This window comes from Gammaproteobacteria bacterium (assembly GCA_013214945.1).
Taxonomy (GTDB): domain Bacteria; phylum Pseudomonadota; class Gammaproteobacteria; order Enterobacterales; family Psychrobiaceae; genus Psychrobium.
The window spans coordinates 1-22,108 of the sequence record JABSRT010000040.1; the positions used below are offsets into that span (position 1 = coordinate 1).

Annotated in this window: 17 protein-coding genes; 6 read left to right on the plus strand and 11 right to left on the minus strand. The window is 41.4% G+C overall.

What is annotated here, in order from left to right; all coding sequences use genetic code 11:
- The 6 genes from HRU23_19600 to HRU23_19625 all read right to left on the minus strand — a co-directional run.
- Positions 1-2,693 (minus strand): hypothetical protein (locus tag HRU23_19600; GenBank protein ID NRA56353.1); only part of this gene is annotated, 2,693 nt, incomplete at its 3' end.
- A 166-nt stretch (positions 2,694-2,859) separates the two neighbouring features.
- On the minus strand, positions 2,860-3,438 hold the full coding sequence (locus HRU23_19605; protein ID NRA56354.1) for a phage tail protein: 579 nt from the start codon (positions 3,436-3,438) through the stop codon (positions 2,860-2,862).
- Between the two features lie 644 nt (positions 3,439-4,082).
- A complete protein-coding gene (locus HRU23_19610; GenBank protein ID NRA56355.1) occupies positions 4,083-4,796 on the minus strand; it encodes a tetratricopeptide repeat protein in 714 nt (237 codons plus the stop codon).
- A gap of 384 nt (positions 4,797-5,180) precedes the next feature.
- Positions 5,181-5,762, minus strand: a complete 582-nt coding sequence (locus HRU23_19615; GenBank protein NRA56356.1) for an exonuclease domain-containing protein — start codon at positions 5,760-5,762, stop codon at positions 5,181-5,183.
- A gap of 78 nt (positions 5,763-5,840) precedes the next feature.
- Positions 5,841-6,491 carry a DUF1294 domain-containing protein gene (locus tag HRU23_19620; protein NRA56357.1) on the minus strand — a complete coding sequence of 217 codons (651 nt, stop codon included), beginning with the start codon at positions 6,489-6,491 and terminating at the stop codon, positions 5,841-5,843.
- 82 nt (positions 6,492-6,573) lie between these two features.
- Positions 6,574-7,485, minus strand: coding sequence for an ABC transporter substrate-binding protein (locus HRU23_19625; GenBank protein ID NRA56358.1), 912 nt, complete (start codon positions 7,483-7,485; stop codon positions 6,574-6,576).
- 426 nt (positions 7,486-7,911) lie between these two features.
- Between HRU23_19625 and HRU23_19630 the strand changes: the two genes are divergently transcribed.
- From HRU23_19630 to fecE, 3 genes are read left to right on the plus strand one after another with little or no spacing between them, the layout of a single operon-like run.
- Complete coding sequence (locus HRU23_19630) at positions 7,912-8,922, plus strand: iron chelate uptake ABC transporter family permease subunit (GenBank protein ID NRA56359.1); 1,011 nt, start codon at positions 7,912-7,914, stop codon at positions 8,920-8,922.
- A complete protein-coding gene (locus HRU23_19635) occupies positions 8,919-9,887 on the plus strand; it encodes an iron chelate uptake ABC transporter family permease subunit (protein ID NRA56360.1) in 969 nt (322 codons plus the stop codon). Before HRU23_19630 ends, HRU23_19635 begins: the two co-directional genes overlap by 4 nt.
- Positions 9,887-10,651: a Fe(3+) dicitrate ABC transporter ATP-binding protein FecE gene (gene fecE, locus HRU23_19640; protein ID NRA56361.1), complete on the plus strand. Its 765-nt coding sequence runs from the start codon at positions 9,887-9,889 to the stop codon at positions 10,649-10,651. The genes HRU23_19635 and fecE overlap by 1 nt, the downstream gene beginning before the upstream one ends.
- 208 nt (positions 10,652-10,859) lie before the next feature.
- On the opposite strand, the gene HRU23_19645 is transcribed toward fecE, so the two are convergent.
- Positions 10,860-11,900 (minus strand): oxidoreductase, encoded by a 1,041-nt coding sequence (locus HRU23_19645; GenBank protein NRA56362.1) that lies wholly within the window; start codon positions 11,898-11,900, stop codon positions 10,860-10,862.
- Positions 11,901-12,555: 655 nt separating this feature from the next.
- On the opposite strand from HRU23_19645, the gene HRU23_19650 reads away from it, so the two are divergent.
- Together HRU23_19650 and HRU23_19655 are read left to right on the plus strand one after the other, a co-directional pair.
- A complete protein-coding gene (locus HRU23_19650; protein ID NRA56363.1) occupies positions 12,556-13,686 on the plus strand; it encodes a hypothetical protein in 1,131 nt (376 codons plus the stop codon).
- A complete protein-coding gene (locus HRU23_19655) occupies positions 13,652-14,959 on the plus strand; it encodes a cytochrome P450 (protein ID NRA56364.1) in 1,308 nt (435 codons plus the stop codon). The genes HRU23_19650 and HRU23_19655 overlap by 35 nt, the downstream gene beginning before the upstream one ends.
- On the opposite strand, the gene HRU23_19660 is transcribed toward HRU23_19655, so the two are convergent.
- Together HRU23_19660 and leuA are read right to left on the minus strand one after the other, a co-directional pair.
- Positions 14,945-17,842, minus strand: coding sequence for an AMP-binding protein (locus tag HRU23_19660; GenBank protein ID NRA56365.1), 2,898 nt, complete (start codon positions 17,840-17,842; stop codon positions 14,945-14,947). The two genes, HRU23_19655 and HRU23_19660, sit on opposite strands and share 15 nt — an antisense overlap.
- A 302-nt stretch (positions 17,843-18,144) precedes the next feature.
- Positions 18,145-19,815: a 2-isopropylmalate synthase gene (gene leuA, locus HRU23_19665; GenBank protein NRA56366.1), complete on the minus strand. Its 1,671-nt coding sequence runs from the start codon at positions 19,813-19,815 to the stop codon at positions 18,145-18,147.
- Positions 19,816-20,134: 319 nt separating this feature from the next.
- Here leuA and HRU23_19670 point away from each other — a divergent pair, with 319 nt between their 5' ends.
- Positions 20,135-20,623, plus strand: coding sequence for an Lrp/AsnC family transcriptional regulator (locus HRU23_19670; GenBank protein NRA56367.1), 489 nt, complete (start codon positions 20,135-20,137; stop codon positions 20,621-20,623).
- Between the two features lie 90 nt (positions 20,624-20,713).
- Here the strand turns inward: HRU23_19670 and HRU23_19675 are convergent, their stop codons facing one another.
- Both HRU23_19675 and HRU23_19680 read right to left on the minus strand, forming a co-directional pair.
- Positions 20,714-21,133: a hypothetical protein gene (locus HRU23_19675; GenBank protein NRA56368.1), complete on the minus strand. Its 420-nt coding sequence runs from the start codon at positions 21,131-21,133 to the stop codon at positions 20,714-20,716.
- A gap of 110 nt (positions 21,134-21,243) precedes the next feature.
- Entirely contained in the window at positions 21,244-21,624 is a 381-nt protein-coding gene (locus HRU23_19680) for a hypothetical protein (GenBank protein NRA56369.1), read from the minus strand.
- Positions 21,625-22,108 lie beyond the last annotated feature (484 nt).

The window sequence follows — 22,108 nt, forward strand, 5'->3', positions numbered from 1 at the left end:
AATGCCACCATTGGCGGGGCATCGTTATCGGTAATGGTATAGCTATGTACGGCATTATTGCCAAGTGATGCATTAGTGGGTACTGATAAGGTAACGATAATTGTTTCGTTAGTTTCGTCTAAAGTATCATCAACAATTGAGTCAATGGTGATATCTTGAGAGGTTTCGCCTGGAGTAAAAATTACCGTGCCACTTGCCAAGTTATAGTCGGTGCCCGAACCTGTAGCTGTGCCTGATACACTATAAGCAACTGTTACAGTCTGTGCTGAAACAGCTGATAGATTTACAGTTAAGTTTGCAGCACTTTGCGACTCTAACCCACTTGATGTCGGTGTGAAAAATGCCACCATTGGCGGGGCATCGTTATCGGTAATGGTATAGCTATGTACGGCATTATTGCCAAGTGATGCATTAGTCGGTGCGGATAAGGTAACGACAACCGTTTCGTTAGTTTCGTCTAAAGTATCATCAATAATAGAACCAATGATGGTTTTAGAGCTTTGACCCGCTGCAAAGGTTAACGTGCCACTTGCCAAGCTATAGTCGGTGCCCGAACCTGTCGCGGTGCCTGATACTGTATAAGCAACTGTTACCGTCTGTGCTGAAACAGCTGATAAATTTACAGTTAAGTTTGCAGCACTTAGCGACTCTAAACCATTTGAGGTCGGTGTGAAAAATGCCACCATTGGCGGAGCATCGTTATCGGTAATGGTATAGCTATGTGCGCTATTAGTGCCAAGTGTTGCATTAGTCGGCGCTGATAAGGTAACGACAACCGTTTCGTTCGCTTCGTCTAGGACATCATCAACAATTGAGCCAATTGTAATAGTTTTAGAGGTTTGACCCGCCGCAAAAGTTAACGTGCCATTTGCCAATCTATAGTCGGTACCCGAACCTGTCGCTGTGCCTGATACAGTATAAGCAACTGTTACAGTCTGTGCTGAAACAGCTGATAGATTTACAGTTAAGTTTGCAGCACTTTGCGCCTCTGACCCACTTGAGGTCGGTGTGAAAAATGCAACCATTGGCGCGGCATCATCATCGGCGATAAGCGCTGTTACCTGCTGTGTGCCAGATTCTGTACCATTTGTCACATTGCTAATGTCGATAATAATGCTTTCATTCTCTTCGTCTAAAGTATCATCGACACCAGTAATAACTACCGTACCCCAGGTAGCAAAGGCTGGGATTAAGATCGTAGAGCTTGATAAATTATAGTCAGTGCCACTGCCTGTCGCCGTGCCTGATACTTCGATTGATACGGCCACTACTTGATCCGACGTTGTGCCATTAAGATACGCCGTTATGGTCGCGACACCACCATTTTCAGCCAAGGGACTATTAGACAGACCAAAGGTGACTACTGGCGCAATATCATCATCAATAATTGACGCTGTTACCTGCTGAACGGCTGATTCAGAACCGTTGCTAACATTCGTAATATCTATAACCACAGCTTCTGAAGATTCATCGATTAGATCGTTTTTTCCAGTAATTATTGCCGTTCCTGTGCTGCTACCTGCCGGTATACTAATGGTGTTACTTGAGAGGTTATAATCAGTATTACCGCCTATTGCGGTTCCTGTTGCGCCCAAGGTTACGGTAACCGCTTGTCCAGATACTGCACTTAATGTCGCGGTTACTGTCGCTGTGCCACCATCCTCAGCAAGCGAGCTGCTCGACAGTGCTAAGGTTACGGTTGGATTGGTTGTGGTAAATGAGGTTGCTGTGCCATAGTTAGTACCGGCTGAATTGATGGCATAGGCATTATAATAATAAGTAGTACCAGCGGTTAAGCCTGAGCTCGTTGCAGAAAAAACACCTGTGCCACTGCCGTTGATATTTTTAGTATGACCATCGCCAATAGTCGGTGTGTTATTTGAGGTCGAATAAACTATCCCACGCTCAGTAATTGCAGCGCCGCCATCACTAGTCACATTACCCCCTAATACCGCAGATACTGTAGTAACAGTACTGGCACTTGTGGTTGTTACTGTTGGGGCAGTTGCGGTAATAAAAAGAGTGCCGTCATAGCTTTTTTTAATCTCATCAGGAAAAGCAAAGCCTCCTGTGCCGGCCCAGGTTGCACCATTAATCGCAGTGGCGGCATCTTCAGCAGTGCCATTAAAGGTACTGCTGCCATTATAATAACTTTCTTTCATAGTTATATGGGCGGTCTTGCCATCTTCTAAGCCCGTGCCGCTGAGACTGGTCAAATCATCGGCAATGCCACCACCAACGAATGATAAAAAGGCCGTTGGACTTCCCACAGAACCAGTAAAGGCATAGAGTTGATCGTCACTTGTTACACCGAAGCCACCTGCCGAAGTATAAGTTATGGTGGCTACATTAGCAGCGAGTGTGCCGCCATTAATTCCTGTTATTTCAATAAGAGTGCCTTTCGGGGTCCCTGCTGCTGAAGACCAAGTAATGACGCCTTCACCAGCAGTAAATGAACTACCATTCCATTCTTTATCGGTAAAGGTAATGGAGCAACCTGCAGGACAATCATCTAACAAAAGAAACGAAAATGCCGTCTCGGCCAAAAATGGGGCATGATAGGCAGTAAAAACGATATCGCCGGGCGCATTGATTAATTGATCGCTAGTTGTCGCAGCCTTAGCAGTTTGCACCGTACCTACCATTACAATAAAAAATAACGCTATAAATAGCTCTATCATCCTTGCTTTCATTTCACCTATTCCCTCGATCATTTAACTATATATTTTGTTGTGCAGTTATTATTCACATCTCCCGATGCAGATATGAATTATTATTTACAACCTAATGGTGAATTTAGCAATAACGGCCTTAAAGCCTACGCGCTTAGGTTGTCACGCGATTTTTTAATGTAACTTATTAGTTTCTAGGTGGATATAATCCATAAATACAAATAATGTAATTAACCCCCAGACTAGGCTGCATATTCGTAAAAGGTGTATTGCCACCGGTATTCCCTACAGCGATCTCGATACCTGAATTTGGTATTGCATTACCAGAATATACTGCATTTTCAGTGGCCTTAGTTGCGTAAAATTCACCTCCTACATTAGCAATAACTCCCTCTGAAGGGTCTGATGTATCCGCATCGCCAGCACCGGTATTGACAGGAATTTTAACGCCGCCAGGATTAGTTACTTCAACGGTATGCGTATGATTTGGTAAATTATCCGTAGTTAATTGAGTATTACTGCGGCCCAAGAGCTGACCAGCTTGAATAGCTTCAATACCGGGGCCAGTTCCAGCGCCAACAGGTACTCGCCCTCTTAAATCAGGCAACTTAAAGGTCGTTCGACCGTCACCGCCGTAGGTAACACCTAATATTGAAAACAATGCAGTATTTGATGAAATTGGCAAAGTTTGTCCATGACAAAATGACCAATTTTTAGGTGGGAAATTTCCAGCAAAAATTTTTAATATGCCTATGTACTCTTCCATTTTATTTCCTCGGTGGTTAATCTCAGTTCCAGAAGGAATATAAGGACACGCATTAATAGAGAGAATTAAAAATTAATCTCTTAAGAGCTATGCCCTCCATTCCCAAGTGGTTAAAGCAAGCAGCCAAGGTGCTGTTTTAGTGCTTACTATTGGTTTGAATTATTCAATGTTAAATATAACAGCAACCAAATGTGATAAATATTACAACGCTATTACACGTAAAATTTCGGCTGAGACTATTCATCGTCAGAAATGATAAAACATCATAAAAACAAGGCAGTTCGTTGATCTAATGTGATTGGATTTTAACTGATGACTCGTAAATATAGAGTCAGGATTTGGTATAAACAAACGACAAGCCTTACTATGCCAACAAGCTGTTAACAGCAATAAGTGCGCTGAAAATGTGGAAGGTATGTATGGTAAATTTAAAACTGTTCAGGTCGATATTACTTACTGAGAAAAGAGTGATGTGATGTTTAACATTGAAAAATTTGCCAGTCAATTTCCTCGGCGAGTAGTGCTAATTTCGCAGTGTAGTTTTGTGCGGTACAGCTCGGTGCCGTATATTTCAGTGCCGTGCATTTCAGTACCGGTATTACGAGCAAGGTTCGTAATGCCGGCATTTAATCGCCCTATTTGTGTTATCTAGTTAATTGCTTAATTAAGTTGATTAGTTCTAGGGTTTTAACGTCGTCTTCACCAAAGGTATTTTGACTGGCGAGTAACGCTTTTTCGTAATATTGTTTGGCCAATGCATATTCATTTTTAATGTTATGAATCGATCCTAACTTTTTATACGTCGCTATTGTGTCTTCGTGATTTAAGATTAGGTATTTTATTCTAGACTGTTGCATGTTAACAAACATGCCCTCATCGTCTTCTTTGGGTTCTTCAATATTGCCTATTCTTGTCATTAATGATTTTTCATAATAGCTTTGCGCTTGGTTGTATTTTTTATCGTCTTCAGCGAGCGAACCCAATTTATAGTAAGTTTTTGAAAAACTGTATATATCAACTTTTTTCAGCTGCTTTTTAATCGCTAAAGATTTCAAGTAAAAATCAATTTCTGATTTTTTATTACCAAGTAATAAGTATATATTGGCCATTTCTTCGTACAAATCAGCTGTTTCAATGGTGTTTTCTTTGTTTTGACTAATATTGTCATTTACCAAAATTTTATAACCGCTTAACGCTTTATTATATTCTCCAGTGCTCATCGCCTGTTTTATTGAGATCTGTTCTTCGCTTTTAGTGAAGTTATCAAAAATATCTGGGTAATAATGTTTTACAACGAGGGTGGAAATAATTAAAAATATGACGCTATAAAAAATTATGTTCGATTGTCGGTTTGACATTTAAATCCTTCATCTTTTTATATTAATTAGTAATTCGGCTAAATTATTCGCTCTATACGCTGCTCGATTTAATCGCTTTATCCCTCTAACAGGCCAAAGAGTCATCAGCAGTGCAAAAGATTATACTATCTTTTGTCGCTAGCTTGAAAGCTGCGCGTGATGCAATTACTTAACAATGGGGTAGCATCTGACCATCATTGATTTAACATCGGCTAAATGTAGGACTAGTACCGAATTAGTATCGACCGTTTTTAACCAATTTTACCACTGCCAAAAACGAGTATAAGTGCCAAGTGAGAAACAGCGATGATTTGTCAGTGATGTAATGCGGACATTATTCTTATTTAGGCCAACAGAGCAGTGATTAAAATTCACATACCTGGCTTAACGAGCGGTAATAATCGATTTTCTGCCAAGAATATAGGGCATTAATTTGGCCATATTTTTCGCATCGTCAATGCCTCGATGGTGAGTGCCATCAAGAGGTAATCCGGCAAGTTTAAGCGCTTGCGCCATACCGTGTTTTTTCGTTAGTTGTTGTGAGCTTGAAAATAGCTTCTTAATGTTCACATGCTCGGCCCCTATCGGATAAGCGATATTATGAAATTGACTGTCTTGAACTAACTGCGTTTTATCGTAATCGCCCCAAGAGCAAAAAACAAAGGTGTCATATTGATATAACCAGTCGGTGAATAGTTTGACCGCGTCTTGATAGGCTGGTGACTCGTCGACATCAGATTGGCTAATACTAGTAAGATCAGTGCAAAACTTGGTGAGGACTGGGTTTCTTATCGGTTTAATAAACGTCATGAATTCATCAACGACGGCAAGGCTTTGCGCCTCAACCATCACCGCACCAATTTCTATCGTTTCCATTTGACGCCTTGAGATTGACTGTTGGTCGCAGCAAGTTGCTTCAAGGTCGACAATGAGAAAATATTGGTATTTCTCTAACGCTATTTGCATTGTTAATATTACCTTTCTTATCGCTAAAATAGCTCAGTTTAATGCAGTGATGCTTTTGATTTAAACTAGCACTAGGGTTCAACTTATATTGCTTACAAGCAATTGAACAGCTGGAATAATTACATTATTTAGCAAGTTCGTTCCTAACTCGGTAAACAACAGTAATAAGCCAGCGACATTAAGAAAAACAGTGACCCGATAAGCGCTTTTAAACGCTTGCTTGCTCGACTTATGGCGTAAGGTTATTTGAGCGAAAAAGGCACCCGGCCAACCACCGATCAGCGCAAACATATGCAATGTGTTTTCTTTGGTGCGCCAGCGGCCACGTTGGGCTGCAAACTTATCAATCGCGTAAGTGATAAATGTCACCAAACTCATCGCCAGATATACCCCAGCAACCGCTTTGGGTAACTTGCCATAAAAGACGGACAATGCGAGTGCCATGCCAAAAATCAGGGTGAAAATACCGCCAAACGTGCGCCCACCTTTGGCTTTGTTTCGTTTGCTTGAACTTTTGATCTCACGCGCAAACTTAATGTTTTCGGCTGTAAAACGATTATTATTTCCACCCGCTAATTGATAAATAATAAGGTCGCCGTCAGCGGGCCGACGAGCGCCAGAGTTAAAGGCTTTAATATGGACAAAAGCGCGCTCGCCACCGCCATTGGGCTCGACAAAACCAAATCCTTTATCGTCATTCCAATTTAATATTTTGCCTTGAAAGTTCATGTCTTCCTTAATTTTAAAACCAATATAACCCTGTTAAAGTCCATCAATTAATACAATGACGACAACTGAGCTTTTAGGCTAATTATTGGATTAGCTTTGTACCATTTAGGTGTATGTCTAACTCTTGCGCAATGCCTTCGGCGGCTAACATGCCACGACTCAATGCCCATAATTCAGGAGATACAGACACAGCTTGTTGGGTTTTACTAATGCTTAAGAAATTAAATAGTGGGCTTTTTTTCCAACTGTCTAATACCGTAACTGGTTTTCTTTTACTGTAAAACAGCCACTGCGGATCAACTTTCAATAACAGCTCTAAGTTAGTTTCTAAAATGTGGCTAGATTGTAAGTCGGGTATCGCCGAATTTAGACCTAAGTAAGTAAGCAAACTTCCGGTATATGAACGCGGGCCATGCATCCACATGCCTCGGTCATTAACGCTGGCATATTGAATGGTCATCGTTTGAGAGAATTTATCACGGTAAGCTGCCATTAGCTTGGTGTGCTGGTCGATCCGCGCTTGCATTAGGCTTTCTTTACCAAGCGCTTTACCAATAATTTTTGCCGCCGCTAAAGTCCCTTGATAATCTTCGCCTCGGCTTTTAAGTAATATAGTTGGGGCTATCGACGATAAATCTTGGTAGCTGACCCGGTGACGATAAACGTCGGCAATGATTAAGTCGGGCTTTAATTGTGAAATCACTTCGAGATTGGGTTGTGAGCGCATACCAACCGAGGTCCAAGGTTTTATTAAAGCGCGCACGGGAGCGATAATCCGCTGTGGTTTTTTATCGTCGGCAACGCCAACCGGGGAAACGCCAATAGCCGCCAGCGCATCGATAAATGAATATTCTAAAACAATGATACGCGTAGGAGGACTAACCAATGTTAACTGACCGCCCTCGTGCTCTATCATTTGTGCCGCTTGCGCGGTGCAGTGACACAAGGTAAGTAGCAGTAGCGCGGTTAACACTGAAGTAAAGTTGGAACGCATTAGAATTTTCCTGAAAAACTGAGAGTAATGTTAAATATAGGGAATAAAGTCGCTGTAAATATGAGCCGTTGTTACGGAATAACCTTATGAGTTTTAACCCGATTAATTGCCACATTATACCGATTTAACATGCTTAATCTATCTGATTATCGTTATCAACTGCCTATCATTGGGTTTTAAAAACCAGTGGTATTGATGTGAATGAATTAGTCAATAACGCCGTCTGTTGTGGTCATCGCCGGAAAAACCACTGCAGTAATTAACAACCTTAGTTAATTTTACCAATTAGCCAAAAGCATTAACTTAAATGCAATTGACTAGCGCAATCAAAATCATTAACATTGCGATATTGGTCGTATGATTTTAGTATTCTGCTTTTTATTGCTCTGCTGTTAATTATATCGTTGTTCACCCTTCAATTATTAAATGACTCACATGCCTTACTTTTTTCGCAATGCGTTGATTTGGTTATTCCTGATCAGCGCTTTAATTATTGGTTTCGCGGTTTCGCTGATCGCTTGGTCGACTTTCCCGCTGCATATTGAACATTTACAGCAATATTTTTTATTCGAAAATCAAAACAGTATTGAACAGCAAATATTGTCAACAATCAGAACACCGCGAGCGTTAGCTGGTGTTGTCATCGGCATGAATTTGGCTGTCGCTGGGGTGCTAATGCAAGGATTGACTCGCAACGCCCTCGCTTCCCCTTCGGTGTTAGGCATTAACGCCGGTGCCGCTTGCGCCATTGCACTTTCTAGTGTTGGTTTTGCTGTGTTAAGTGACTTGCCAAGTATTATGGTGGCCGCTATCGGCGGTATTGTTAGCGGCGCGTTGGTTATGTTTCTTGGCGGTTTTTTATCGACACGACCGCATCCGTTGAAATTAATTTTGGCGGGGATCGCGATTAATGCGCTATTTATCGGGATCACCCGCGCCTGTCTTATTCTGGCCGACGACACCGCTTTTAGCGTGATCAATTGGCTAGCTGGCTCCTTATCTAATCTTGATTGGCAACACTGGCATAACTTATGGCCAGCGAGTGTCATTGGTTGGGTTTTGGCGATGTATATTGCTCGTAGCCTCAACTTATTGACGCTTGGTAATGACACCGCCGTTGGTCTGGGGCTAAATATTTCAATGACGCGTTACATTACTTGCGCCGCCATTGTTTTGTTAACCGCATCGAGTGTCGCTATTGCCGGCCCCATTGGTTTTGTCGGCATGTTAGTGCCCCATATCGCTAAACGATTAGTTGGCCACAATTTCTTTGTACTGCTACCAGCAAGTGCACTGCTCGGCGCAGCACTTATTGTGTGGGCCGATGTATTGTCGCGCGCTATTGCTTTTCCGGCAGAAACCCCTGTTGGCATAATTACCGCGTTAATAGGCACACCATGTTTTGTGCTGCTCGCTATTAAGAGTAAATCGTTTTGAGTCATTTAAAGATATCGCTATTAATTGGGTCATTAGTGCTAATTGCTTTGGCGAGCTTAGCAATTGGCGCTGCTGATATAACGGTCGGCCAAGTTATTTATACTTTGTCTGATGGCGGCCAGTTTGATTTTATTATCAACCAATATCGGCTGCCGAGATTACTGCTGGCTATCGGTGTTGGCGCTGGCTTGGGCTTGTCAGGTATTTTAGTACAAGGGGTTATTCGCAACCCGCTCGCTTCCCCCGATTTAATGGGCATTAGCGCCGGGGCAGGACTTGCAGCCACCAGCTTATTGCTTTTGTACCCTGATGCACCGTTGTATATGTTACCGATCTGCGCATTACTTGGCGGATTAAGCGCGGCGGCCATTATTTTTCTTATTGTGTTTAAAAGCAATCCAACGCCAATAAAACTGGCATTAATTGGCATCGCTATTAGTGCCTTTTTATCGAGTGGCATCGACTTTTTAATGGTGTTAAATCCAATCGAAATTAACACCGCCATGGTGTGGCTAACGGGTAGTTTGTGGGGCAGAAACTGGCAGCAAGTGCCGTATATTTGGGGCGCGCTGGCGGTTATGTTGCCTTTTTCGTTTTGGCTCGCTTGGCGTTTAGATATCTTAGGCCTTGGCGATGAGTCAGCAACCTCTTTAGGGGTTACTCCTAGTAAAATTCAATTTATGGCGTTATTAAGTGCCGTTATTTTGGCCAGCATTAGCGTGTCGGTGTGCGGCACCATCAGCTTTGTTGGCTTATTAGCGCCACATTTAGCGCGAATGTTGTTTGGCCATAATCACAAGTTACTCATTGTTGGGTCGGCACTGTTAGGAGCACTGATGGTTTTAATATCCGACCTTATTGCCCGAGGTGCTCAGCCGCCCGTTGAATTACCGGCTGGTGTCTTAACCTCTTTAATTGGCGCACCATATTTTATTTTTCTACTTCGACGCTATAAGGGTTGGTAATGATTTCTGTTAAAAATTTGTCGGTATCTTATGGTACCCGAAATATTATAAAAGACCTGACTCTGTCGATTCCCAAAGGAAAAGTAACAGCGCTTATTGGCCCTAATGGTTGCGGTAAATCGACCTTATTGAAAAGTTTGTCTCGTATTATTGCAACAGACTCAGGTCAAATAACGTTGGCGGATAAGCCACTGTCTTCGTTTAAAGACAAAGCGCTGGCCCAAGAGTTATCCCTGTTGCCGCAAATGTTAGTAACGCCTGAAGGGATCACGGTTCAACGCTTGGTTGAGTATGGTCGGTCTCCTTACCTTTCACACTGGGGCCGTCTCGCTGATGAAGACAAGCAGATTGTAGCGCAGGCGATGAAGGAAACAGCAATTGAAGATTTGGCCGATCAGCCAGTTGAGTCACTCTCTGGCGGGCAGCGACAACGAGCTTGGATCGCAATGATTTTAGCCCAAGACACCCAAATTGTTATGTTAGACGAGCCAACCACCTATTTAGATTTGTCTCATCAAATTGAATTAATGAAGCTCATTCGAAACATGCATAAAAAAGGGAAAACAATCGTGGTCGTACTGCATGATCTTAATCAGGCGTGTCGTTACTGCGATCACTTAGTGGTGCTTAAAGATGGCGCTCTTATTAAACAAGGCAGCCCAACTGATATTTTTACCGAAGAATTGCTCAGCGATGTATTTTCATTAAAAGCCAAAGTGATGGCCGATCCAATCGCGAACACGCCAATGTGTATCGCATATTAGTGGCCAGCGTTGCGCAAGCACACTAAGTAATGGACTAAGTGGACTAAGTGGACTAAGACAATCTAGCAATAAAGCGACCTAACACCCCTGATTATCACGATGTATTAATGAGCCACAATCAGCTGTTTTATTGATTAACAGTGATTGGGCTCGAGTAATTATTAGCACACATTATCGAGCACACAATCATTGTCGTTACTTACTGACGTTAACTATTGTTTAATTTCTTCAGTGCTAAAGTTTTTCCTGTTTCACTGCTTATTTCAGCTAGCTCAAGAATTCTTAATACATCAACAACACCGACCGGATCAACAGGGTTAGGCCCTGCTGATTTTATCGCGTCAATAATTTTCAAATAATACTGCTGATAACAACCATTTTCTGTTTCAACAAACTCACAAGAAGCGTCACCATAGATCGTGCCGCAATCGGAGATGTCATCGACACCATAAGATACATCATTGGGTGTCATGCCACTTTTTAACTGATTTTCTTGCGGATCAAGCCCCTGTTTAATAAACGTACCTTTAGTGCCTTCCACCCGAAAACGATTATTTGGTCCTGCCGAAAATGAACTGGCATGCAGAATAACTTCAAGATTGTCATAGTGTAACAATACATGGAAATAATCTGCTGCTTCAGCGCCTTCTCTTAACAACAGGCATCTTGCCGTAATGCTTTCAGGTAACCCAAACAGACAAACGGCTTGGTCAACCAAATGAGATCCCAAATCAAACCAGATCCCAGAACCTTTACCTTTTTGATCGCGCCACCTATTTGCCACAACTGGGCGAAACCGGTCAAAGTGAGATTCAAACAGCCTAACGTCACCTATTTTCTTATTTTCAAGTAACTTTTTAACCGTTAAAAAATCACCGTCCCAACGTCTATTATGAAATACAGAAAGCAATAAAGAACGTTCTTTAGCCAGAGCCACTAACTCTTGTGCTTCTAAACTAGTTGTCACCATTGGTTTTTCTAGGACAACATGAATCCCATTTTCTAAACACAGCTTGGCTAATTCATAATGTACATTGTTAGGTGCCGTAATGATCACTAACTCAAGATTGCCATTAAGTATTAAGTCATGAGCCGTTTCAAAAATAGAAACTTGAGGATGTTTTTCTGCCACCAGCTCTTTTTTAGAACTACTTATTGCCACCAATTCCAATGAGTCTAACGTTGTTATAAAAGGAATATGAAATGTCCTAGCGGAATTTCCAAACCCTATCACACCGACTTTTATCATTTATAAATAACCTATGTTTAATTGTGATTGATAATTAAATAATGCCTTAATAGCTGGCAAAATAATGTTGACTAAATAGTATCGCAGGAGAGAAAGCGAGGGCCGTTATTAACGTTAGTACGTTTAAGTTCGTGGTATTTTGCACAAGCTATACAACTTGTTCCACCCTCACCCGAAGCGCAAGTTCCTGTTTCTTGACAATGCATACACGGATATAGGTTTGCTTTAATTTCTTGCATCATACCCTTCATCTGACGACAAACTAACAAGGCTCTAGAATTTAACATTCGCAGCCTAAATTTTTATATGCAAAGACAATAATTGAAATTATCCAACATTTCAATTATTTAGTTACTATTGGTTGATGATTACATGACTAATAGATTACAAAGTACTTAGCGACTAAAAGGCGGTTTACGGCTGTGTTGTGCTCTATTTCCTTCATTGCAGCCTATTTATTAGCTTTTTGCTTTAGTCTTTCAAACTATTTCAATAGCCCTTCAATTTCTTAAATATAATTACTCTGCAACAGCGACTTTAAAAAATACTTTACTATTAGTCATGTTTTAGTAACTATATGGCTGTTGGTATTTTATTCAGTTAAAGTAATAAAAATAATATAAAGCATTGATTGTTAAGCATTGGTGTCGACAATATTTACAAGGAATTAAAATTGAAAAAAACACCTTTTTATAGCGAGCTGGCGGCAAAGGTTTCATCGTTAGGTGGCTACCATAATGCACATTTACACTTAGATAGAGCTTATACCCTTGTTAATGATACCCAGTCTATAAATACTGATGAAGGATCTGTTAATAAAGCTCACCTGTCGCTTAATCAAAAGCATGGCTTGATATCTTCGATTCATCAAAGTCACTGGTACAGCCAAGAGAGTCTGGCTACGCGTATTAATAGCACCTTAGATTCCCTAATCGAATGCAAAACAAGACGAGCGGATAGTGTTATCGACGTTACTAACGATGGACTTGGGCTTCGAGCTTTACAATGTGCGGTAGATCTTGGCCGTGAACGTCAGCATGAAATTGACTTTCGAGCTGCCGTTTATTCCCCGCTTGGTTTTCGCGATAACGATTTAGAAAGTTGGGCGCTAATGGAGCAAGGCGCTAAAATAGCTGACTTTATCGCATGCCTACCCGAGCGAGATGATACCGACGATTACCCTGATCACATTGGTTATTCAGAGTGCTGCCATCGCATGCTAGATTTAGCAATGCGACACAATAAAGAGCTACAAGTACACACCGATCAGATGAACCACCCTAATGAATGCGGCACAGAGCATTTGTTAAATGTAATTGAACGTCAAAATATCATCTCGACAGCGAGCACGCCGCTTGTTTGGGTTATTCATATGATTTCACCCTCGACTTATGATGAAATAAGATGGCTAGAGCTTGTCGACCGACTTAAAAAAGCCAATGTTGGGGTTATCTGTTGCCCTTCGGCATCGATAGGTATGCGTCAATTACGTGGGCAACTAACACCAACTTACAACTCAATTGCCCGTATTTTAGAGCTATGTGCTGCGGGTATCCCTGTTCGCTTGGGCAGTGACAATATTGCAGACATGTTATCGCCTTCTACGACGGCAGATTTAACTGACGAAATTTTTATTTTATCGGCAGCGGTACGTTTTTATAATGTCGATATACTGGCCAAAATAGCTTGTGGTCAGCCCCTAACAGTCCATGACATTTCCTACATTAAGCAACACATTGAGGCCGATAATAATGAAATGGTTAAAGCGCTTAATCGCTGGAAGTAACCCGAACGATCCAGAAAAAAATTTACGTGGTAACGCTACGGTCATTGACCTTCCTAATGTTGAAGATCTTAGCACCCAAGAGCCAGACATGACATTGGACTTAACCGATCCCAAGGTCATTGCCTCTTTTAAAGAAGTGTCCGAGAGTATTCATAAAAAACAGCCAACATGCCCATTAAAATCAGGCGGATTACTGTTACTTGATCCGGCCGATATTAAATCGGTATTTTCAAATAAACTTTTTTCTAATCAACCCTCTAGATTCTCGGCATTAGCCCCTAAAAATAAAAACAAACACACAGCAGCAGCCGTTGCCGCCAATATCCCTCCCTTTCTAGATGCACCAGAGCATATGGAAGTACGAAGGTGGCTGAGCAAGGCTTTTTTTGCTCGCTTAAAACAGTTTGACCCCGACATTAATCGAATATCAGCACAGCAGTTAGCAAAAAATAAAGTTGATCATCAATATTTATTGGTCGAGGAGTTAGCACGCCAATTTGTCACCCAAACCATGATTGAGTTTGTCGGCATATCTGGGCCGACAGACAACATAAAAGACTACACACTGGCGCTTTTTAGATTATTTGCCCCGGCAAAAAATGCGCAAGAGTATCAAAAAACAAATGAGGCACTGCAGCAAGCTCGTGCTGGAATATTACAGTCGTTGCAACTAAGAAGAGCTGATCAGAGCCAATGCCTGTTAAATATAATGGACCAAACACCGGTCGATTTTTTCGGTACACAACAACATAAAGATTTGATGATTGCTGATAATGCGCTGCTCATATTGGCTGACGGTATGGAAAATGTCGAAGCCGCGATAGGGCTAGTGATAATGCGATGGTTTGAGCAAAACACTAGCATCGACACAAGCACCGGCACTAGTACCGACACTATATCAACAGATTTTGTACGTGACTGCATTCGCCAAGATACACCAGGACAAACAATTCCGAGAATTGCAGCAAAAGATATGATCATAAATGGTGAGAAAGTTGCAGCAGGAACACCCGTGTTCCTATCGCTTGCAAGCGCAAATTCACAATCGGAGTCTGGAGAAGACTATAATTTTGGAGAAGACTACAGTTTTGGACGAGGGCGTCATCGCTGTATTGGGGAGCATCTGGCGATTTCAATGATTACGGTTTTTTGCAACGATCTGATCAAGATGCACCCCACTGTCGATAAGTCTGGTTTAGTCTATGCACCAATGTTCGGGCATAAATGGCCGCGTGAAGTCAAAGTAACCCTCACGGCTTCAGCAGACCGGTGATTTTTTAAAGAGGCTAGTCAGGCGCGGCATCACAAAGTATAACGTTCTGCCTGACTGCTTTTCATGGAAATCTTTCACCCCTTGATTAGACAACAAAATCTCAACCATAAAAGGAAGTGCCAGCACAGGAAAGTGCACATCTAGCGTGACTTTAACTTCTTCATTCGGCCCAACAGAACAAGGAAAGTCAGCATATCCAGCAGTATGTAAACGAATATGCATATCAATATTCAATATCTTAACAGCGACAGACAACCCACTTAGCTCCGTTTTCAACCACTGCTCATTTGACGTATTCCTGACCACAAGCTCTAGACGCGATGTTTTACCCGGCTCAAAAAATCGCGAGAAACTGGTCACTTTTATAACGGCACTTGGCGTTTTTTTACGATCTGATAATGACAAGAGATGCGCTGATGAAGCAGTCTGTGTGTCACAAAAAGTCTGTTCCGCGTCTATATGTCGATTTATAAGCGATAAATGCGGCGCTAAGTTTTCAGGCGTAAACGCAAGATGATCACAATTAACTGCAATAATTTTCGAACCCTTAGGGTGTAACAATGGTAACGCTAACTCATAGTTAGCAAATTGTGAGCGCCTGCCGGTATGGTGTTTAATATTGGATATTGCATGCAACACAGGAAAAGATGTTGGTCTTTCCATCCAGTAGTCAAAACTTAAAAATACTCTAATTTGTCTTCCCAAAACCTCAAGGCGCTCGGCAACATATTGCATCACGGTGCTACCACCACAAAAGCCCCCGAGTACAATCTCACCTTCGGGTTGGATTAATTGAATTTCATCAGCAAGACTCTTGGCTAAATCATAATAATCTTGTTCACAGCGCTTAGGGTATTTAAATAATGATCGCGTAATATAAATAGGACGCGACTTTCCTAAGCTGCCAGAAAAATAATTAAACTCTTCAAAATCTTGTACTCCCCAAAAAATAGCTTGATTACTTTTTAACGTGCCCACGCCACGAAACAGACCGTCGCTTAAAAAAGGCCGTGCCGCCCACCCAGCCATTTGCTGCTCGACAAAAGCAACGGCAGCAGGTTTGTCTTGCGCAGTAGGCACATCAACGGTTGATAAGCTTTTAGCTAAAGATTCAAAGGTCGGGGTGGTAAAAAGTTGGCTCGCTGAAATCTTATGCCCTAAAGCAGTTTCCAAACTTGTTAAAAATGAAGTGGCCGAGAGGCTATCCCCACCCATATCAAAAAAATCATCTTGTTCCAGTGGAATACGGCATTTGAGCTCTTTACTCCATAACTGGGCAATTGTTGTTTCAATGGTGCTTCTGCTTTGTGAAGCATCGCCGAGCTTTGCTGATTGAAGATTCCGTTGACGTAGTGCATCTTCACCATTGCGTTTTAATAGAACCCGATCAATTTTGGCATTAGGCAGCCGCGGCAGTTCATCGGTTTGGAGAATATTTCTTGGACATTTAAAATCAGCAAGATGAGTTTTCAAATGCTTTGCAATATCCACCAGCTCAGCCTTATCAGAGCAAGCAATAGTTAGCCCTACTTGCTCACCCAAGGTCGGGTGCGATAAGGAATAAGACGCTGCTTCCAATACATGGGCATGCGAGAGCGCAGCCGTTTCTATTTCGAAAGGTGATACCTTCTCACCCCCTACGTTTATCATCTCTTTAAGGCGTCCACGTAGAAAAAGATAGCCCTCGCTGTCTAGCTCCCCTAAATCGCCAGTGCGAAACCATTGATCAAAGAAAACATCGGCTTCAGGAACCCCTTCATAGCCACTAAAAACAGTCGGTCCGCAGACACAGACTTCTCCTACCTCACCATTTTTAACGGCATTGCCAAAACTATCTAACACCATAATGCGAACATCACCAGCTTGCCCCGCACTTCCGCTTTTGTTTAATCCCTCCCTTGAATTGGTGGTAATTTGGCCAGCGGTTTCAGTCATGCCATACATTTCTATGATTGGACACCCTAATAATGCTTCCGCCTTAAGTTTAAGATCAGGTGGCAATGGCGCTGAAATACAACGAACGAATGACAAAGACGCCCCAGCGTCTTGTAAAGTTTCTGCGCTGACATTTTCAACCAAATGCCGAAGAATGGTTGGTACAAGTTGAACCCAAGTGGGCCTAATCTCCAATAATGTATCCGCGAGTGCTTTTGGTGTTCTATTTGATGAAATAGTCACCGTGCCGCCCACCTGAAATGGTGCTAACAGCACATCGACTAAAGCGCCGATATGGAAAGTAGGTAATATATTCAAGGCTATATCATTCTTGGACAACTGATGACTTTTCGCAATACCAGCGGCCGAGGCATTTATTGACTCTAAAGTGATTGGTACCCGCTTAGGTTTGCCTGTAGAACCAGACGTATGAAGAATTAGCCGTCCCGGTTTTTGTATTGGTATTGGTATTGGTATTGGTATTGGTGTTGGTGTTGTTATTTGTGTTGAGGCGTGTGACTTTACGTCTGCTTGATTTGCTGTATTGGCGTTGGCAAGAATACTATTTGCTTGATTAACAATATTATCCCAATCCAAAATCACCGGAATATGTTCAACCAGAGATGGTGCATGGGTCGCCATTAAGTCAGCAGACATAATAACCACATCGACATTATTACTGTCTTTAACCAGTCGCTGTATTTCTGTTTCAGTTAACTGTGGATTTATAGGCATAAAATCACACAGTTCCGTTATCGTTAATAATGCGAATATTGCGTTTATATCGTCATTTAAACAACCTAAGACCCTTACCGGATGGCTCTGCTGGGCATCTAAAAACAGAGTACTAATGATCTCACGTAATTGGTGAAGTTGATCAAAGCTAAGCTGAACATCACCATCTATTAATGCGATATTAGAACCTTGGGGAAACTTAAGTTGAAACATAACAATCCTTATTAATGTTTTTTATTTACTGATATTCACATAGTAAGTGCATAACTTGCTTAAGTAAAAAGATACTGATTTATAAACTTAATTTATTTTATCTGGTCAGTCTTAACTTCCACGATTTGCAGAAGAAATTATGGGACAGTCATAAATTTTGACAAACTATTTTTTCTTTTTCAGCCTAGGTCTGCGGATCAATAATCATCAAGGCTGAAACAATATAAGTAATCCAATAAAAAAAGGAGCAGCCTAAGCTACTCCTTCTTTAATATTTAACACCGCAATTTCGCGCTATCGACTTAAGCGACCACTTTAATCGGCTTAATATTAGAGCGACTAACCGCTGTTAATAATGCCTGCAATGTTGCATTGGATGTATCGTCATCTTGGGCAACCGCGGTGAACGTTTCAGAGTCAATTTTCACTTGAATACACGCAAGCGCCTGAGCATCGGTGCCACTGTTAAGTGCATGCTGATCATATTGCAGTACTTCAATCTCACAACCAAAGTGACTATTAAGCGCATCGCAAATTGCTTCTAGTGCGCCTGCACCCGACCCTTGGTATTGATTGCCAGCAAAGGTGAATTTAGCATTTACTTGGCTGTCTTGGGTATGTAACTCATAGCTTTGTAACTGCCACAATTGGTCGACTTGCACAAAATGTTGATCGTATATCGCCTTGATATTTTTCGACGATATTTCAACCTTTTGCTCTTCGGCGGCTGTTTGCACTAACTTGCTAAGCACAACGTGCATCCACTTAGGTAGCTCGATGCCATAATCACGCTCAAGCACTAGCGCCACACCACCTTTACCACTTTGACTGTTAATGCGCACGACAGCATCGTACTCACGACCAATATCTCTCGGGTCAATCGGTAAGTAAGCCACTTGCCAATGCTCAAGGTTATGCGCTTTATGGTAATTAACCGATTTACGAATAGCATCTTGATGAGAGCCCGAAAAAGCGGTATAAACCAACTCGCCAGCCCATGGATGGCGCGCAGAAACAGCAAGTTCAGTACAGTACTCAACCACTTCGATGATCTCAATAATGTTCGACAAATCCAGTTCTGGATCGACCCCTTGAGAGTACATATTCATCGCCATAGTCACAATGTCCATGTTGCCGGTGCGCTCACCGTTACCAATTAATGTGCCTTCAATGCGATCTGCACCTGCCATAACACCAAGTTCAGCCGCTGCCACCCCACAACCTCTGTCATTGTGCGTGTGCAATGAAATACGGACATTGTGACGATTAACTAATTTACGGCAAAAATACTCTATTTGATCCGCATAAACATTAGGACTGGTCATTTCGACTGTCGATGGCAAATTAATGATCAAACGCTCACGGGGGTTATCAAAGACTGGTGCCCATTGCTGGATAACCGCATCACACACTTCAACCGCATAATCCATTTCGGTGCCCGTAAAGCTCTCAGGCGAATACTGAAAATTCCACTGCGTTTGCGGATACTTTGCTGCGTATTCCCGCACTAAAACAGCGCCATTAACAGCAATCTGCTTAATTTGAACTTTATCTTTAGCAAATACTTGCTGGCGCTGTACCACTGATGTGGAATTGTAAACGTGTACGATTGCCTGCTTAATTCCAGCTAAACTCTCGTAAGTACGAGAGATTAGATCTTCGCGCGCCTGCGTCAACACTTGCACAGTCACGTCGTCTGGGATCATGTTTTCTTCAATAAGTTTGCGCACAAAGTCAAAATCAGGCTGCGATGCCGAAGGAAAACCCACTTCGATCTCTTTAAATCCTAATTTAACTAATAGCAAAAACATCCGCGTTTTCTGATCTAAATTCATAGGATTAACTAAAGCCTGGTTGCCATCACGCAGGTCAACGCTACACCAATCCGGTGCTTTAGTAATATCTTGATCCGGCCAAGTCCGGTCCGTTAACTTTACCGTGTCGAATACTTTGTATTTACGATGATCAAACATTGTGTTGCCTATATAGTTAATAATGAATGTAGAACGTGATCACAAATGACTGCGCTCGGTGACAATAATTCTCTGATTAAATAATGCGACTAAAAGTTTTAATGGCTATTAATCATTTTCCAATTAACGGGTGAGTTAATTGGCTGAAGTGCTCTAGATAAGCCTTGTATCTTTTAGCTTATGGCCACAACCTAGACATACTATAAGCGATAACCTGCGCAATAACTTAGTGTAATTGTCATTTTATACACCATTTGCGCAATCATTGTTAAGCATATAAACTAATTACTAACAAAATATTGCGCAGATGGGTAACATAATGAAAAAAACCTTCAAACTAGACAGCTTTGATCAAAAAATATTGCGTGAATTACAAATTGATGGTGCCCTTTCCAATCAAGACTTAGCCGAACGCGTCGGCCTTACGGCAGCGCCTTGCTCAAGACGCGTCAAAAACCTCGAAGATAGCGGCGTAATAAAAAACAGAGTGATACGCATCGACGAACAAGCACTCTCTTTAAGCCTATTTGCTATTTTACACATCAGTATGGACAAACATATTCCTGAGCGCTTTGCCGAATTCGAGCGTGTTATCAGCACCTTTGAAGAGGTAATTGAATGCTATTTGATTACCGGACACGATGCGGACTATCAATTAAAAATTGCCGTTGCCGATATGGACAGTTACCACGATATTTTACTGGGTAAAATTACCCGAATTACAGGCGTAAGCGGTGTGAAATCTGCTTTTATCATGCGTAAAATTGTTGATACTACCGCCTTACCCTTAAAATATATTGCGAATTAATATGCGTGCTTCCCACTCTTTTTAATCCTAAATATTGTCAGGCAGATGGCTGACTAAAATTAGCGTCTTAAATTATTTCTTGTATGCCAATTACAATTTCCATGCGATCTCATTTCTTAGTTTTTCAACTAACTTCACATCAGCACCCGCCACAGCGGTATATACAAATGAAGCCTTAGCCATATCTACACATTTTATAGTTGCTCTAATACCATTTAGGTTGCCATAAACATAGTGCTTATTTTTAACAATAGATTGGAAACCAAGTGTACCCAATATTAATACCGCATTGCTTGAGCATTCATCAACGCTAATGGTTAACCATCGATGATGAGACCAAAGCTGAGGTACAGATTGTTTTTCTTTCGTATAATTCGTAAAAATAACTGTTTCATCTGGGCCTGTATCTTCATAAATGAAATCTATAATTAATGTACTAATTATCGCAATAATTACACCAACTATAATGGCTGAAATGATTTTTTTACTGTTATAGATAAATAACTTCAAAGATTGCCTACTCCTTTTACACGAGGCTGTATAATTTGGTGCTTCAGGCTTGTCCAGCACCCGAATAAGGTGTCGGCTGCGCGACGCCTATTCTTATATTTTATATCTCGTTACTTTTTATTATGCACGTACTTCGAATCATTCATCAATACAAAGCTTAGAACAATCAAAGGTATATTTGTTGTCACTGGATTAAAAGCCTCAACCAAAAGATGAGGCATCTGCAACATAACAAAGCCAAGTAATCCGATTAAACCGAAAATGTTAAGCCAAACAATTGGTTTTAATCTGTACAAAAATATAAAAGCGATACCGAACGCAAGCTCACCGCACCCAGCAAATTTAATTAGGAGTAAAGTATTTTCCTCGCTGAAGCCAACAGCACTCGACATAGCCATTTCAAGTGGGGAAATTTGAATTAGCTTTGGAAATAGACCGTGATAGATCCAACTGAATGCAATTGTAAATCTAGCAAGTTGAATTGAAGACAATGCGAAACTTCCTTGTAAAGATATAACGTGGCTGTAGAATTAACCATTCACAGACCAAATTTTCAACATGCGAAGACAATAATTGAAATCATTCAATATTTCAATGATTTAGTTACTATTCCGTGATGATTTTATTCGTAGTGGTTTAGAAGATACTGAGCGCTCAATACGAGCAAGGAAAAGCAATAGAAAGCAATAAAGGACACTCAATAAATTTAGACGGCGATGTATTAACGTGAAACCCCCCATTATTTAAACTAGGAATCCATTTCACACTATTTGTAGTGAAGCAAAACAATAAAGGACACTCAAAGAAAGTAAGCGCTCATTTAACCCCACCTACCAATGTTAATGGGCTTCTAGAATAATAATCCCAATATTTTTAACATTGAGATTATCATGGTATCTGTTGTGGTCAACTAAATTTGGCCACAGTTTAAGAGGCTTTCTTAAATAATCTTTCAGCCTCGTTTGGACTAATTCC